Here is a 15,090-nt window from a genome sequence, read left to right on the forward strand (position 1 = left end):
TCGTCTCAGTCCAGTTCCAACCTCTCGCCGGCCCGCCTGCGGGCCGCGGCGCAGGGCACGGCGGGCCATTCATCGGGCCGGTCGGCGACGAAGATATCCGTGGTCGGGAACCAGGGCTCGACGCCGGCGCCGAAATGGAAGCGGTCGTGCTTGTGCAGCAGGGTGATCGCAGGAATTTGCATCGCGCCGGCGATGGCCACCGGCGAGGAGGAAATCGAAACCATGTAGTCGAGGGCGGCGGTATAGGCGGCCGCCTCGTCGAGCTGGTCACGGCGGTCGATATCGTCCCAGTCGTGCAGGATGACACCCTTCTCGTCGGCCAGGCGGCGGCAGTCCTCGCGCGCGTCCTTGTACATGCAGTTCACGAAATGGCCGCCCTTCTGCTGCAGGTCGAAGAAGGGCTGGAAGTCCATCAGTGACATGTAGCCCTTGGCGCGGATCGGCGTGATGAAACCGCCGGACCAGCAGATGCCGATCTTCGGGCCGTCGCCGATGGCGTCGAAACGGGAGCGCCAGAACGCCACCCGTTCCGGGTCGGGCTTCAGGTAGGCGCCGTTGCGGGCGAAGCTGGCGACATCGCCGCGCACGAGCTGGAAGATCGAGCCGGAGGGGATGAACAGGTCCGGCTGCGGCACGCCGTCTTCCCGCAGCCAGCCATAGTGGCGGTGGATCTTGGCGTTGGAGCGGAAGGTGACGTGGCGGTGCACCGTCGCGTCGGGGAAGGAGCGCTGGAACCAGGTCACAAGACGCCGGTCGCACTCGATGATGACGTGGCCGGCGCGTTCGATGACGTCCTGATAGGCGCTGGCGAAGATGATGGCGTCGCCGATGCCCTGTTCATCGCAGATCAGGATGGTCTTGTCGGAAATGTCCTCGCCCTGCCAGCGGGGCAGGTCGTGGACGAAGACGACCGAATCCTTGCGCCGCCGGTCCAGGCGCCATTCGTATTCGGCCCAGCCCTTTTCGAGGTCGCCGACACCGAGCAGGGAGGAAGCGTAGGAGAACCGCGTGTCGGCGTCGTCGGGGCGGAGCGCCACCGATTTCTCCAGGAAGGGCAGGGACTCCGCGAACCGTCCCTCGGCGGAATAGGCGTGGCCCATGTTCGACCAGGCGAGGTCGTAGTCGGGATTGAGCCGGAGTGACTCCTCGAAGAACGGCCGCGCATGATCGGCGCCCCGCGCTTCAGCCACCGTGACGCCCAACGCCTGCCAGAGCGTGTAGTCCTGCTGCGACTGCTCGATGGCGAATTTCAGTGTGTCGATGGCCAGGTCGTACTCGCCCTTGCCGCGCTTGACGGCGGCCAGCGCCGTATGGCCGCGGGGGTCGTCGGGGTTGCGCTGGATGACCATGGCGTACATGCGCTCGGCAGCGTCCAGCATGCCCAGGTCCTGGGCCAGCAGGCCGATCCCGTACAACAGCTCCAGATCCTCGCCCGCGGCCTTCAGGGCCTTCTCCATGACGTGGATCGCGGCCTGGACGTTGCCGGCATGGCGCAGGTTGTTGCCCAGCACCAGCAACGTGTCGGCGTTGTGCGGGTCCAGCCGGTGGGCCTGCAGCAGTTCGGCCGAGGCCTCCACGAACTTGTTCATGTGTGACAGCTTGCCGGCCTTGGCGAGATGCTGGATCGCGCGTTTCAGCTCCGCCCTGGTCGGCGTGCGGTCGTCATCGACGCGGGCGATCGCGTCCAGGATCTGGATCGTGTCGCCCTGCATGATGGTCCGGCCGACCTTGGGGCCTTGCAGCGGTTCGGACTTGGTCAGATGGGCGTGTCGGGCCATGGGAAACGGTCATCCGTTGTTTCTGGATCGAGCCGCATCAAAGACCGTGCACGGTTAAAATTGTTTGAAGCATGACTTCTCTCGGAGCTGTTCGGCGTTAACGATAAATCAACCGCGCCCGCGCAGATTCCGCATCGATGGCCGTGCCCGCGGCCGTCATGGATGTTCAACTGTCTCGGGAGGGCCGGGCGACCGGCCGGATCGCAACATGGCGCTGAAACTCACCCTCAAGCCTGGCGAGAAATTCGTCATCAACGGCGCCGTCATCGCCAATGGCGACCGCCGCGCGACGCTCGTCCTGCACAACAAGGCGTCGATCCTGCGGGAGAAGGACATCCTGAAGCCCGAGCGCGTCGACACGCCGGCGAAGCGAATCTACTTCGCCATCATGTCGATGTATCTCGACGAAAAGGTCCGGCCGCGGTTCTACGAAGAATTCGTCTTGCGCATGTCGGAGTTCATGGGGGTCGTCACGGATGCTGACGCCCTGGCGAATTGTGTCGCCATCAGCCAGTGCGTGATGGACCGTCAGTACTACAAGGGTCTGACGCTGTGCCGCCGCCTGCTCGACTTCGAAAGAGAGAGACTGAGCTATGAGCCTGCGAGCGTATAGCAATGCGCAGCGTGTCGTGGAGACGCCGCGCGATACCGAATACCGCCTGTTCGCCGAGATCACGCGGCGGCTGATCGAGGTCAAGGACCTGCCCCGTCATGACAATGGCGTCATCGAGGCGATCCACCGCAACAAGCGGCTGTGGTCGACCCTGATGGCGGATTGCTCCCGGGACGGCAACTCGCTGCCGGAATCCACCCGCGCCTCGATCATCTCGCTGGCGCTGTGGGTGGACCGTCATTCCAGCGCCGTGATGCGCGGCCAGGAAAGCGTCGACGACCTCGTGGCGGTGAACCGGACCATCATGGAAGGTCTGGCGCAGCGGCCCGCCGCCGCCTGATCGCGGTTCCATGCCGGCTCTCCCTGGGCTAGACCGAAGGTCTGAACCGGGGAGGGTTTTCACATGTCGAGATTCGTATCCATCACCGAGGCCCGGGCGATGTCCGGGCTGCGCATGGCGTGCCTGCGCGCAGTGCCGAGCCCCTGGACCGAAGCGGCCAAGGGCATCTTTCACATCAAGGGACTGGACTGCCAGTACGCGGGGCAGTCGGAGGACGATCCCGAGAACGCCATTGCCGAGTGGGCGGGCGATTCGTCGGCGCCCGTCGTGGCCTATGATGACGAGCCGCTGCGCAGCGGCTGGGCCGGGATCCTGTTGCTGGCTGAACGCCTCGCGCCTGAGACGCCGCTGCTGCCCGCCGATTTCGAGGGCCGGGCCGTTGTCATGGGGCTGGCCCACGAGATCTGCGGCGAGATGGGACTGGGCTGGGCAGCCCGCAATCTCCTCGTCGGAGAGGGATTCGCAAGCGAAGGCGCCAGCGGCTTCCACCCCAAGGTGGGCAAGTTCCTGGCCGGCAAGTACGGCTATCGGGAAGACGAGGACTATCGTGGCCGCGTCATCCAGATCCTCGAAGGGCTGTCGGCGCGGATCGCGGGCAGGCGCTTCCTGGTCGGCGACAGCCTGACCGCGGTCGATATCTACTGGGCCGTGTTCTCGAATCTGTTGGCGCCGCTGCCCGAGGACAAGCTGCCCATGCACCCGCGCTTCCGCCAGATGTGGGAGACGGCGCCCGCAGAGGTGAAGGCCGCGGCCTCCGGCGAACTGATGGCGCACCGGGACCGCATCTACGACGAATATCTGGAGACGCCGGCGGTTCTCTGAGCGCCGCCACCGGCAGCAGCACCGGAAAAGCAAAAGCCCCGCGGGATCGCTCCCGCGGGGCTTTCTGTTTCGGGACCGTGGTCCGTCCGCTCAGTGCGCCAGGATCGCCAGCAGCAGGAGCGCCATGATGTTGGTGATCTTGATCATGGGGTTCACGGCCGGGCCGGCGGTGTCCTTGTAGGGATCGCCGACCGTGTCGCCGGTCACCGCGGCCTTGTGGGCCTCGGAGCCCTTGCCGCCGTGATTGCCGTCCTCGATGTACTTCTTGGCGTTGTCCCAGGCGCCGCCGCCGACGGTCATGGAGATCGCGACGTAGAGGCCGGTGACGATCACGCCCAGCAGCATGGCGCCGACCGAAGCCAGGGCCTCCGCCTTGCCCGCCACCGCGAAGATGACGAAGTACACCACGATCGGGGCCAGCACCGGCAACATCGACGGCACGATCATTTCCTTGATCGCCGACTTGGTCAGCATGTCCACCGCCCGGCTGTAGTCGGGCTTGGAGGTGCCTTCCATGATGCCCGGATCGTCCCGGAACTGGCGGCGGACCTCCTCGACGACCGAGCCGGCGGCACGGCCCACGGCGGTCATCGACATGGCGCCGAACAGGAACGGCAGCAGGCCGCCGAAGATCAGGCCCACCACCACGAACGGGTTGGACAGCTCGAAGTCGACGACGATGCCGGCGAAGTACGGATACAGGTCCGGATTGGCGGCGAAGAACTTCAGATCCTGCGTGTAGGCCGCGAACAGCACCAGGGCGCCGAGACCGGCGGAGCCGATGGCGTAGCCCTTGGTCACCGCCTTGGTGGTGTTGCCGACCGCGTCCAGGGCGTCGGTGGTCTTGCGCACCGACTCGTCCAGGTCGGCCATCTCGGCGATGCCGCCGGCGTTGTCGGTGACCGGACCATAGGCGTCCAGCGCCACGACCATGCCGGCCAGCGCCAGCATGGCGGTGACCGCGATGGCGATGCCGAACAGGCCCGCGAGACCGTAGGTGACGATGATGCCGGTGCAGATGATCAGCGCCGGGATCGCCGTCGATTCCATGCCGATGGCGAGGCCCTGGATGATGTTGGTGGCGTGACCGGTGTTGGAAGCACTGGCCACCGAGCGAACGGGGCGGTACTCCGTCGAGGTGTAGTACTCGGTGATCCAGATGATCAGGCCGGTGACCACCAGGCCGGCGACGGCGCAGAAGAACAGGTCCATGCCGGTGAAGCTGCTGCCGCCGGCTTCCATGACCGTGTCCATGCCGACCACGTAGCTGGTGACCGGCCAGATCAGGATCGCCGACAGCACCGCCGAAGCGATGAAGCCCTTGTAGAGCGCGCCCATGATGTTCTGCGACGAACCCAGGCGCACGAAGTAGGTGCCGATGATCGAGGTGATGATGCAGATGCCGCCGATGGCCAGCGGATACATCATGGTCGAGTAGGCGAGGTCACCGACGAACAGGATCGAGGCCAGCACCATGGTGGCGACGACGGTCACCGCGTAGGTCTCGAACAGGTCCGCGGCCATGCCGGCGCAGTCGCCGACATTGTCGCCGACGTTGTCGGCGATCACCGCCGGGTTGCGGGGGTCGTCCTCGGGAATACCGGCCTCGACCTTGCCCACCAGGTCGGCGCCGACGTCGGCGCCCTTGGTGAAGATGCCGCCGCCGAGACGGGCGAAGATGGAAATCAGCGACGCGCCGAAGCCGAGAGCGACCAGCGGGTCGATCAGGGCGCGGCCGTCGACGCCGAGGCCGAGCAGGACCGCGTAGTAGCCTGCGACGCCCAGCAGGGCGAGGCCGGCGACCAGCATGCCGGTGACCGCACCGGCCTTGAAGGCGATGGAGAGGCCCTTGGCCAGGCTCTCGCGCGCGCCTTCGGTGGTGCGGACATTGGCCCGGACCGACACGTTCATGCCGATATAGCCGGCAGCGCCGGACAGGATGGCCCCGATCAGGAAGCCGATCGCGACCAGGCCGCCCAGAAGCAGGTAAAGGATGATGGCGATGACGACGCCGACGACCGAAATCGTCATGTACTGGCGGTTGAGGTAGGCGCGCGCGCCTTCCTGAATCGCGGCGGCGATTTCCTGCATGCGCTGGCTGCCTGCGGGCGAGCCGACGACCTGCAGGGCCGTGACGACGCCGTAAACGATCGCCAGCGCCCCGGCGACGAGTACGAGCAGTAGTGTCGTATCCATTTCTGTATGTCCCCTGTCGAACGGAAACGAATGGCAGGGTGGCCTCGAAACCCCTCCGAACACGCGGCCCTGCCGTCGAGAGTGGCGGCTATATGCCAAAACCGCCCGTCCAGCGCAACAGATGCGCAAGATTGCGGCACTCCCATGCGGGAGCCGCAGACGCGGTCAGGCGCGGCGCATGCCCCGCCGGGTGGCCATCAGCCAGAAGACGCCGGCCAGGGCGAGGCCGATCACCGGGACGGCGGTGAGCGTGACCGCGTTCCAGCCGATGAACTCCAGCAACTGGCCGGAACTCAACGAGGAAACGGCAACCATGCCGAACACCAGGAAGTCATTGAACCCCTGCACGCGGGGCGCTTCCTCGGGCTCGTAGCACTCGGCCAGCAGGGTCGTGCCGCCGACGAACATGAAATTCCAGCCGATGCCGAGAAGCACCAGTGCGGACCAGAAATGCAGGAACTCGAGGCCCGAAAGCGCGGTGGCGACGCAGATCAGGTTCAGAACGCCGCCGACGGCGATGATTCGCAGAACGCCGAAACGGCTGATCAGGTGCCCGGTGAAGAAGCTGGGGGCGAACATCGCCACCACGTGCCACTGGATCACGGTGAAGGCCTGGGTGTCGGCGAGCCCGCAGCCCACCATGGCCAGGGGCGTCGCGGTCATGATCAGGCTCATGACGCCGAAGCCGGCCATGCCGGAGCCTGCGGCCACCCAGAACACCGGCTGCTTCATGATCTCGGACAACGGTCGGCCCTGTTCCGCGCGGGTCCGGCGGACCGGCCGCGGGATGCGCAGGAACGAGAGGATAACAGCCGAGATGACGCACAATGCGACCACGCCCAGATAGGCGCCGAAATAGGGGATGGCGATCGCGCCGAGGCCCGGCAGGTCGATCACCATGTCCTTGGTCCATTTCACCAGTTCCGGACCGAGAAAGCCGGCGACGACGCCGCCGGCCATGACCAGGGAGACCGCGCGGGGCCTGAAGGGGATGGGCGCCATGTCGACGGCGGCATGGCGGTACTGCTGCACGAAGGCCGAGAACATGCCGACCAGCCCGGTGGCGGCGCAGAACAGCCAGAAACTCTGCAGATAGAGGGCCAGGCAGGCCATGAAGCCGCCGGCAACGCCCAGCAGCGTGCCCATCATGAACCCGGCGCGCCGGCCGACGCGGCCCATGAGATGAGCGGCGGGTATGGTCATCAGCGCCGTGCCCGTGACGACGGTCGTGACGGGCAGGGTGGCCAGGCCCTTGTTCTCGGCCAGCCAGTAGCCGACGAGACCGCCCATGGCGATCATCATCGACATGGTGGACGTGCCCAGGCCCTGACAGGTGGCCAGCAAGGCGACGTTGCGCTTCACCTCGGGGGTGGCGCGATGTTGTGCGGTCGCGGTCATGGGGCGCGAAGATAGGCGGGAGCGATCAAAAAGCCATCACGTATTTTGCATGCGGCGCATGTAAAACCGCTCAGCCGCCGAAGGGAGCGCCATGCGGTCCCAGACGGACGCCGGGCCGCAGATTGCGGTAGGCGTTCCGCGCCGGGTTGTCGACGAAGGCGCCGGGCGCCTCGACCACCAGGATCGTCTCGGCGATATCGGTGAAGTCGCCCCGGAAATGCACCGCCGATTTCAGGCCCAGAATGGGCACGTCGGCGGGCTCGATACCGATATGGCGGAACATTTCCTTGTCGGCCGCCTGCATCCGGTTCTCGCAGACCACGACGCTGACGCCGGCGGTGGTGAGCACCGCCGTCTTGCCGAGATTGGCGTTGGTGCCGCCATAGAACGGCCCGGTGCAGAGAAAACGGCCCTCCGACAGACCCGTGACCTCGAACTCCGCCTCGAACGGGGGATCACCGGCAGTGAACAGCTTGCCGCCGAGCGCCAGGGTCAGCCGCGCGCCGATGCCGGCCTCGTGGGCGGCGCGGGCCGCGGCCGGATCCGTCAGGTGACCGATCACGGCGCCCTGCGCGCCGCCTTCGACCAGTGCGCGGAGCAGGCCGGTCGTGTCAGAGGTACCGCCGGCGCCGGAATTGTCCTGGGCGTCGCAGAGCACCACGGTCTTCGTCGCCCGGTTGGAGAGCCGCAGGGCTTCTGCGACTGCAGCGCCCGGCGCCAGCATGGGCTCGGCGAAACCGGCCTCGTTGGCCAGCACGAAGTCGGCGATCTGCTGCGCCGCGCGATCGGCGCTTTCCTGGTCGTCGGCATAGGCGACCACCGCCGGTCCGCATTCGCGGATGTCGGCGGGGTGGAAGCCCGGCGTGTAGCTGGTCGAGGAGACCGCGCCGCCTTCCAGCCGCGCCACCAGTTCGTAGACCGCCTTCGACGGCTCCACCATGGTGCACTGCCCGGTCAGCGGCGGCAGGAAGTCCAGCTTGACGAAGGCCCTGGCCTGGCGTGGCCGGCCGCGCAGCAGCTCGTCCAGATGACGCGCCGCACGGCGGCCGGTTTCGGCCATGTCGACATGCGGATAGGTGCGGTAGGCGATCAGCGCATCCGCCAGATCCACCATCTGCCGGGTGATGTTGACGTGCAGGTCCAGGCTGACGACCACGGGGACCTCGTCGCCGATGCGGGACCGCAGCCGCGCCAGCAGCTCGCCCTCGCCATCCTCCAGATGCTCGGTCACCATGGCGCCGTGCAGATCCAGATAGACCGCGTCCGCGCCGTCGCGGACGGCCTGTTCCAGCCCTTCCAGCATCAGCGCGGTGATCCGCTCATAGGCGTCCTCGGTCACATAGCCCGCAGGCACGGCGGCCGACCAGCACACCGGCGCCAGTTCGTGTCCCAGGTTCTGCGCCTCGTTGATGAAGCCGCCGGTGCCGATGTTGATGGGCGGGAAGACCTTCAGCATGTCCTCGCCCAGGGTCAGCGGCGGCCAGCCCTCGCCCTTCTCGAAATGCTCGTAGGTCGTCAGGATCGGCGCGAAGGTGTTGGTTTCGTGCATGAAGCCGGCATGGGCGATACGGGCCATCAGTTCTGTCCCTCCTCGGGTTCGCGGCGTCCCTCGATGACATCGAGCGCCGCGCTCAGGAACCGGTTCAGATCCTCGGTGACATAGTGGATGTGTTCGCCCTCGGAATGGTCGAAGCTCCACTCGCTGATGCCCGGAATCCAGACCGTGGTCATGCCGAGCTCATGCGCCGGGGCGAGGTTGCGCGCCATGTCTTCGAACATCGCCGCCTTTGCCGGTTCGACCGCGTGCGCTTCCAGGAACCGGCGATAGGGTTCGACGTGCTTCTTGGGCACGTAGTCGGAATGGACGATGTCGAAGATGCCCTCGAAATGCTCGTGGATCCCGAGGTGGATCATGATGTTCTCGGCATGGCGGACGGAGCCGTTGGTGAAGATCAGCTTGCGTCCCGGCAGCCGGCCCAGGATCGCCGGCAATTCCGGATTGGGCGGAATGGGCGAAAGATCGATCTCGTGGACGTAGTCGAGGAAGTCCCGGGGGTTGATGCCGTGATGGTCGATCAGGCCCTTCAGGGTGGTTCCGTGCGAGATGAAATAGCCCTTCTGCAGCCGGTGCGCCTCTTCGGCGTCGATCTCCAGCAGGTCCATGATGAACTCGCGCATCCGGTCGGATACCTGTGCGAACAGGTCGGAACTCGCCGGGTAGAGCGTGTTGTCGAGATCGAATACCCATGTCTCGACATGGCGCAGGTCGGGTGCTTCGGGATTGGTCAGAGGCATGGCGCATTTATAGACGACCGCGCCGCCGGCGGGGCAAGTCATTAACCGCAGGTTAGCGATCCCGGCTTATCGTGGTGGGCGAGTGCTCCGAACCGAGGCGGGAGAAAATGATGGCAGATGACGCCCGCGCCACGACGCCCGACTACAGCGAAGCCAAGCCGCTGCTGCTGCGAGGGGATGCGGCCGACCGCGTGGCTCTGGCCGGGAACCCCGAGACACAGCCGGAGGTGCTTTACTACCTTGTCGACGATGATGACGAGGGCGTGCGCCTGGCCGTGGCCTCGAATGACGCAGCCCCGGGACTGGCCAATCTCAAGCTCACCGAGGACGACGCCGACGAGGTCCGCATCGAACTGGCGCGGAAGATTGGTCGCCTGCTGCCGGAGCTGAAGGCGGAGAAGAAGAAGAAACTCCGCGAGTTGACCATCCAGGCCCTGGAGAAACTGTCGGAGGACCAGTTGCCGGCGGTGCGCGCGGCGCTCGCCGAGGCGGTCAAGAGCTCCCGCGATATCCCGAAGGAATCGGTGATGAAACTGGCGCAGGACGTGGAAGCCATCGTCGCCGCGCCCATTCTCGAATACTCGCCGCTGCTCAGCGACGCCGATCTGGTGGAACTCATCGCCGCCGGCGTGACGATCGGCGCGCTGCCCGCCATCGCCCGGCGTCACGATCTGGGTGCCGAGGTCGGCGACGCCATCGTCGCCACCGCGGACATGCCATCCATTGCGGCGCTGCTGCACAACAAGTCCGCGACGATCCGCACGCGCACCCTCGACAATGTCGCCGAGGAGGCCGAGCGGTTCGAGGAACTGCATGAGCCGGTCGTCATGCGTCCGGAACTCTCCCAGCGCGCGATGCGCCGGATCGCGTCGTTCATCTCCCGCTCCCTGCTGGAACAGCTTTCCGAGCGCGGCGGCCTGGACAACAAGACCCGCCGCGTGCTGGCCGAGGCGGTTTCCGAGCGCCTGTCCGAGGATCGGGACGCCGACGGCAAGCTGGACGCGGACTTCGCCGAGCACCTGGCCAGACAGGGCAAGCTGGACGACGAGGTGCTGCGCGGCGCCCTGGAAAAGAACCGCCGCAGTTTCGTGATCCGCGCCCTGGCGCTGCTCGCCGGCCGTTCCGACGCGGGCGTCGAGCGGATCATGGAAATGCAGAACGCCAAGGCGACAACGGCGCTGGTCTGGGAGGCCGGGCTGTCCATGCGCACCGCCCTGATGGTGCAGCAGCGCATTGCCAAGGTGGCGCCGAGCCAGATCCTGCCGGCCCGCAACGGCGTCGATTTTCCGATGACGCCGGAAGAGATGGAAATCCAGATCGCCCACATCGCCGATTGATCCGCGCCGCTTCGCGCGGCCACACTCGGGACATGAGTGATCGTACCGCTTTCGTCACCGGCGCGACCGGGTTCCTCGGGCTGCATCTCGTGGAACAGCTCCGCCGGCGCGACTGGCATGTGGTGGCGCTGCGCCGCCGGACGTCCGATACCCGCCTTCTGGACCGCATGGGCGCCGAGCAGGTGGTCGGCGACATCACCGATATCGACAGCCTTCGCCGCGGCATTCCGGTCGGTTGCGACGCGGTCTTCCATGCCGCGGCGCTGACGTCGATCTGGAAGAAGCAGGCAGAGGAGCAGGAAGCGGTGAATGTCGGGGGCACGCGAAACGTCATCCGCGCGGCGCTCGACAACGGGGTCGGGCGCGTGCTGCACACCTCGACCTGGAACGTCTTCGACTGGTCGGGCGGGGAGATCACCGAGGATACGCCGAAGGGCGGCGACACGGTCTGGATCGACTACAACCGGACCAAGCTCGCCGCGGAGGAAGCTGTGCTGGACGCCGTCGGATCGCAGGGGCTGGACGCGGTGATCCTCAATCCGAGCCACATCATCGGGCGCTACGACCGCCACAACTGGGCGCGGTTGATCTCGATGGCCGCCATGGGGCGGCTGCCCGGGGTGCCGCCGGGAGCGGGCGACTTCGCGCACGGTCCGGCGGTGGCGGCGGCACATGTCGCGGCGTTCGAGAAGGGCGGGCGCGGGCGGAACTACCTGCTCGGCGGGCCGCACGCCCGCTTTCTCGATCTCGTCCGCCTGATCGCCCGCCATGCGCGCCAGGAGAAGGTGCCGAAACGCACGGTGCCCCCGTTCCTGCTGAAAGCGATGGGGCATTTCGAGGAGAAGCTGGCCGCGATCACCGGCTGGACGCCTGAAGTGACGCCGGAGGCGGCGGAGATGGTTTCGCGGCGGGTGACCATCGTCTCCACGCGGGCGCGGGACGAACTGGGCTACGCGCCGACGCCGCTCGATGAGGCGGTGGAGGACGCCTATGTCTTCCTGATGCGGGAAAAGCTCATCACTTCCTGAAGGTTTCGCCGACGCGTTGCGGCGTGGCGACGACGCCGGCGCGGGCGCGGCGCCGTTTCCGCTTGCGCTCCGCCGCCATCAGCGGCGTGGCCGCATAGACCTGTTTCTGCGCCTCCACCATGATCAGCCCGCCGAAGCCAGGCCAGAGCCGCTGGCCCATCCGCTCCAGCAGGCGGTTGGCGCGCAGCACCGGCCGCCAGCGGCTCGGGGGCAGATGCAGCGCCGTCTCGACCCGGACGGAATCGAACATGTTGTCGCGCAGAAGCCGCACGAGCTGGCCCTGGGTATAGGGCTGGCCGTGGCCGAAGGGCGTGTTCTCGGCCCGGCTCCAGAGACCGCGGCGGTTGGGCACCACGAACAGCGCCCGGCCGCCGCTGTCGAGGACCCGCCAGATCTCCCGCAGCATCGGGCGGAGGTTCTCGGCCGTCTCCAGGCAATGCACAACCAGGATGCGGTCGAAGCTCTGATCGGGCAGGGGCAGTTCCAGTTCGTCCGCGAGCATCACCCGATTGGGGCCGGTGCGCGGCCAGAGCCGGACACCCTGGTTGGCGGGCATCAGCGCGAGCGTCCGCTCGGCTTCGTCCGCGAATGGCCTGAGAAACGGCGTGGCGTAGCCGATGCCCAGCACGCGCTGGCCCTTCACGTCCGGCCAGATCCGGCGGATGTCGCCCGTCAGGTGACGGCGCGCCACACGCCCCAGATGGCCGGCATAGAACTGGCCGAGATCGACGATATCCGGACGCCACATGGCGGCAATCTATCACGCGGGCCGGCGGCGGCGCAGCATTTCGCGGGCCGCCAGCGCCGCGCCCCCGGTGATCAGCAGGCAGGCCAGGCCGATCCGCCAGGTCGGCTCCGCCTCCCGTGCCGCAATCAGGATCACCGTCGAGATCAGCGGCGCGAGATAGGCCGACGCGCCGAGGACCCGGATGTCGCCGTGCTTGGTGCCGTGATCCCAGAGGAAGAAGGCGCCGCCCACCGGCCCCAGGCCGAGCCCCAGCACCGCCAGCCACTGCCATGCGGTCTCCGGCCAGACCGTCTGCTCCAGCCCCAGATGAAGGCCGAAGGCGAGGATTGCGGTGACGCCGCAGAAGCCGCCGACTGCGTCGGTCGGCACGCCGGGAAAGCGGCGATTGAGGACCGAGTAACCGGACCATATCAGCGCGCAGGCCATCGCGGCGAAATAGCCGCCGGAGAGCCCGGCGAAGGTGAGGCCGCCCCGGGAGATGATCAGGATGGCGCCGGCGAAGCCCAGAACGGCTCCTGTCAGGTGAAACCAGCGCAGCTGCTCGCCCGGCAGAAGGGCGGAGAACAGCACGATCAGCAGCGGCCAGAGATAGGCGATCAGGCTGGCGTCGACCACGGGCGCGGTGCGCAGCGCCAGGAAGTACATCGCGTGATAACCGAACAGGCCGGTGACGCCCAGCAGCCAGGCCGCCGGCGGCTGCCGCAGGCGGCGAAGTGGGTTGCGCCGTCTGAGGATCCACAGCGCCAGCGCGATCAGGAAGGCGACCAGGAAGCTCATGGCCGTCAGTTGCAGGGGCGGCACGTCGCCGCTGGCGGCTGTGAACAGCGCCAGCAGCGCCCAGAGCAGGACGGCGCCGATGCCGACGAGGGTTGCGCGCGCGCTGCGGGCGTTCATGCTTCCGGTCCGGAGATCTGGTCGGTGATGCGGAAAGCTATGGCGCGGCGGCGGCTGTTGCAATTGATGTTCACCGCCCAGGGATCAACCACACATGCCGCCAGTCATGGCACGGCGAGGGAGTAGTTCGGTGACCGCCCTTATCCTGTTCCACACCGCCGCAAGCAATGTCGCGGTGTTCAGCCGTGTTGCGATGGCGTTTCCCGACGTTCGCCATGTCGTCCGCCCCGATCTGTTGGCCGCGGCCGAAGCCGATGGCGGGTTGACCACCAATGTCCGGCGCCAGGCCGTCGAGGCGATGAGGGCCGAACTTCGCGGCGAACGGATGATCTGCACCTGCTCGACGATCGGTCCGGCGGCTGAGGATCTCGCCGGCGAAGGGCTGCCCGTGCGGCGGGCTGACGCCATGCTGGCGGAGCGGGCCGTCGCCGACGGCGGACGCGTGGCGGTGCTCTATGCGGTTGCGACAACCGAGGCGTCGACACGGGAGCTGTTCGAACGCGTGGCCGCAAAGTCGGGCAACCGCACGGTGGTCGAACTTGTTCTGGTGCCGGATGCCTGGGAGCGGTTCCGGAACGGTGAGGCCACGGCCTACTACCGGGCCATCGCGGCGGCAGTCGACAAACTGGACGAGGGTTTCAACGTGATTGCCCTGGCCCAGGCGTCGATGGCGCCGGCGGCCGAGCTTTGCCGCCGGCGCATGCTGACCTCTCCGGAGGCCAGCTTTCCTTCCGACTAGCCGGCCCGTTCGAGTCCGGCGCCTTCTGTCCGCCAGGCCACCAGATCCTCGATCGAGAGCACCGGCATATCATGGCGCCGCGCGAACGCGGCAATCTCCGGCAGCCGGGCCATGGTCCCGTCAGGATTGGCCAGTTCGCACAGCACAGCGGCGGGCTTGAACCCTGCCAGCCCCGCCAGATCGACGCTGGCCTCCGTGTGGCCGCGCCGCGAAAGGACGCCGCCGTCGGCGGCCCTGATCGGGAAGATATGGCCCGGCCGCGCCAGATGATCGGCGCGGGCCTGAGCCGCAATCGCCGTGCGCACCGTCGTTACCCGGTCCGTGGCCGAGACGCCGGTGGTGACGCCTTCGCGGGCCTCGATGGAGATGGTGAAGGCGGTGCCCATCCGCGAGGTGTTGGCGTCCACCATCTGCGGCAGTTCCAGGCGGTCGATCAACTCGCCCCGCATGGCCAGGCAGACGATGCCCGAACATTCGCGGATCAGCATCGCCATCTGGCGCTCGCTGACCGTCTCGGCGGCGAAGATGAGGTCGCCCTCGTTCTCCCGATCCTCGTCGTCGACGACCAGGATGCCGTTGCCCTGGCGCAGGGCCGAAAGGGCGGCCTCCACGCGCTGCAACGGCGTTCCGAATGATGACAGAAGGGGTTCCTGTCCGAGTGTCTGCATGGTGTCCTCCCGCAGTGTCCAGCGGGTGACTCATGCCCAGGGCGCGGTGGCGGGCGGATGCCCGACAACCGTGAACGCGGCGCGCGCCCGCTCGGCGGGGTTGCGCCGCATGCTCTCTCTCCCATCCGGACTGTTACCGTCGGCCCCGGAATTGCACCGAGTCTGCTGACCCTCAACGTCGCTGAGGCGCTCGCGGGCTTCGAGGCCTGAGCCCCGTTACCGCCGGTCGGGAAT

Annotated in this window: 14 protein-coding genes and 1 other annotated feature (1 of these 15 only partly in view); of the genes, 6 read left to right on the forward strand and 8 right to left on the reverse strand. The window is 67.2% G+C overall.

The annotated features are described in order from the left end of the window. Positions 1-5 precede the first annotated feature (5 nt). On the reverse strand, positions 6-1,778 hold the full coding sequence (locus TEF_11405; GenBank protein ID ANK81336.1) for a hypothetical protein: 1,773 nt from the start codon (positions 1,776-1,778) through the stop codon (positions 6-8). A 208-nt stretch (positions 1,779-1,986) separates the two neighbouring features. Between TEF_11405 and TEF_11410 the strand changes: the two genes are divergently transcribed. The 3 genes from TEF_11410 (at position 1,987) to TEF_11420 (ending at position 3,553) form a co-directional block, all read left to right on the forward strand. Next, the gene (locus tag TEF_11410) at positions 1,987-2,391 is read left to right on the forward strand and encodes a flagellar biosynthesis repressor FlbT (protein ID ANK81337.1); all 405 of its coding nucleotides are present in this window, start codon (positions 1,987-1,989) and stop codon (positions 2,389-2,391) included. Further along, the gene (locus TEF_11415; GenBank protein ID ANK81338.1) at positions 2,372-2,731 is read left to right on the forward strand and encodes a hypothetical protein; all 360 of its coding nucleotides are present in this window, start codon (positions 2,372-2,374) and stop codon (positions 2,729-2,731) included. Before TEF_11410 ends, TEF_11415 begins: the two co-directional genes overlap by 20 nt. Positions 2,732-2,794: 63 nt before the next feature. Next, entirely contained in the window at positions 2,795-3,553 is a 759-nt protein-coding gene (locus TEF_11420) for a hypothetical protein (GenBank protein ANK81339.1), read from the forward strand. 90 nt (positions 3,554-3,643) lie between these two features. Here the strand turns inward: TEF_11420 and hppA are convergent, their stop codons facing one another. The 4 genes from hppA to TEF_11440 all read right to left on the reverse strand — a co-directional run bounded on the left by hppA (position 3,644) and on the right by TEF_11440 (position 9,442). Next, positions 3,644-5,749 (reverse strand): sodium-translocating pyrophosphatase, encoded by a 2,106-nt coding sequence (gene hppA, locus TEF_11425; protein ID ANK81340.1) that lies wholly within the window; start codon positions 5,747-5,749, stop codon positions 3,644-3,646. Positions 5,750-5,914: 165 nt separating this feature from the next. After that, complete coding sequence (locus TEF_11430) at positions 5,915-7,147, reverse strand: hypothetical protein (protein ID ANK81341.1); 1,233 nt, start codon at positions 7,145-7,147, stop codon at positions 5,915-5,917. Positions 7,148-7,217: 70 nt separating this feature from the next. Further along, positions 7,218-8,723, reverse strand: a complete 1,506-nt coding sequence (locus tag TEF_11435) for a microcystin degradation protein MlrC (GenBank protein ID ANK81342.1) — start codon at positions 8,721-8,723, stop codon at positions 7,218-7,220. Next, on the reverse strand, positions 8,723-9,442 hold the full coding sequence (locus TEF_11440; protein ID ANK83433.1) for a pyrimidine 5'-nucleotidase: 720 nt from the start codon (positions 9,440-9,442) through the stop codon (positions 8,723-8,725). The genes TEF_11435 and TEF_11440 overlap by 1 nt, the downstream gene beginning before the upstream one ends. 110 nt (positions 9,443-9,552) lie before the next feature. On the opposite strand from TEF_11440, the gene TEF_11445 reads away from it, so the two are divergent. Together TEF_11445 and TEF_11450 are read left to right on the forward strand one after the other, a co-directional pair. Continuing rightward, complete coding sequence (locus TEF_11445) at positions 9,553-10,779, forward strand: hypothetical protein (GenBank protein ID ANK83434.1); 1,227 nt, start codon at positions 9,553-9,555, stop codon at positions 10,777-10,779. 32 nt (positions 10,780-10,811) lie between these two features. Next, entirely contained in the window at positions 10,812-11,807 is a 996-nt protein-coding gene (locus TEF_11450; protein ID ANK81343.1) for a hypothetical protein, read from the forward strand. On the opposite strand, the gene TEF_11455 is transcribed toward TEF_11450, so the two are convergent. Continuing rightward, positions 11,797-12,555: a methyltransferase type 11 gene (locus TEF_11455; protein ID ANK81344.1), complete on the reverse strand. Its 759-nt coding sequence runs from the start codon at positions 12,553-12,555 to the stop codon at positions 11,797-11,799. The genes TEF_11450 and TEF_11455 overlap by 11 nt on opposite strands. Positions 12,556-12,567: 12 nt before the next feature. After that, entirely contained in the window at positions 12,568-13,449 is an 882-nt protein-coding gene (locus TEF_11460; GenBank protein ID ANK81345.1) for a hypothetical protein, read from the reverse strand. Between the two features lie 106 nt (positions 13,450-13,555). Here TEF_11460 and TEF_11465 point away from each other — a divergent pair, with 106 nt between their 5' ends. Beyond that, positions 13,556-14,188 carry a hypothetical protein gene (locus TEF_11465; GenBank protein ANK81346.1) on the forward strand — a complete coding sequence of 211 codons (633 nt, stop codon included), beginning with the start codon at positions 13,556-13,558 and terminating at the stop codon, positions 14,186-14,188. On the opposite strand, the gene TEF_11470 is transcribed toward TEF_11465, so the two are convergent. After that, entirely contained in the window at positions 14,185-14,856 is a 672-nt protein-coding gene (locus TEF_11470) for a 3,4-dihydroxy-2-butanone-4-phosphate synthase (protein ANK81347.1), read from the reverse strand. The two genes, TEF_11465 and TEF_11470, sit on opposite strands and share 4 nt — an antisense overlap. 109 nt (positions 14,857-14,965) lie before the next feature. Beyond that, positions 14,966-15,090: a binding site (FMN riboswitch), on the reverse strand; it runs 23 nt beyond the window's last position.

The sequence above is a fragment of the Rhizobiales bacterium NRL2 genome (genome assembly GCA_001664005.1).
In the GTDB taxonomy this organism is placed as follows: Bacteria; Pseudomonadota; Alphaproteobacteria; order Minwuiales; family Minwuiaceae; genus Minwuia.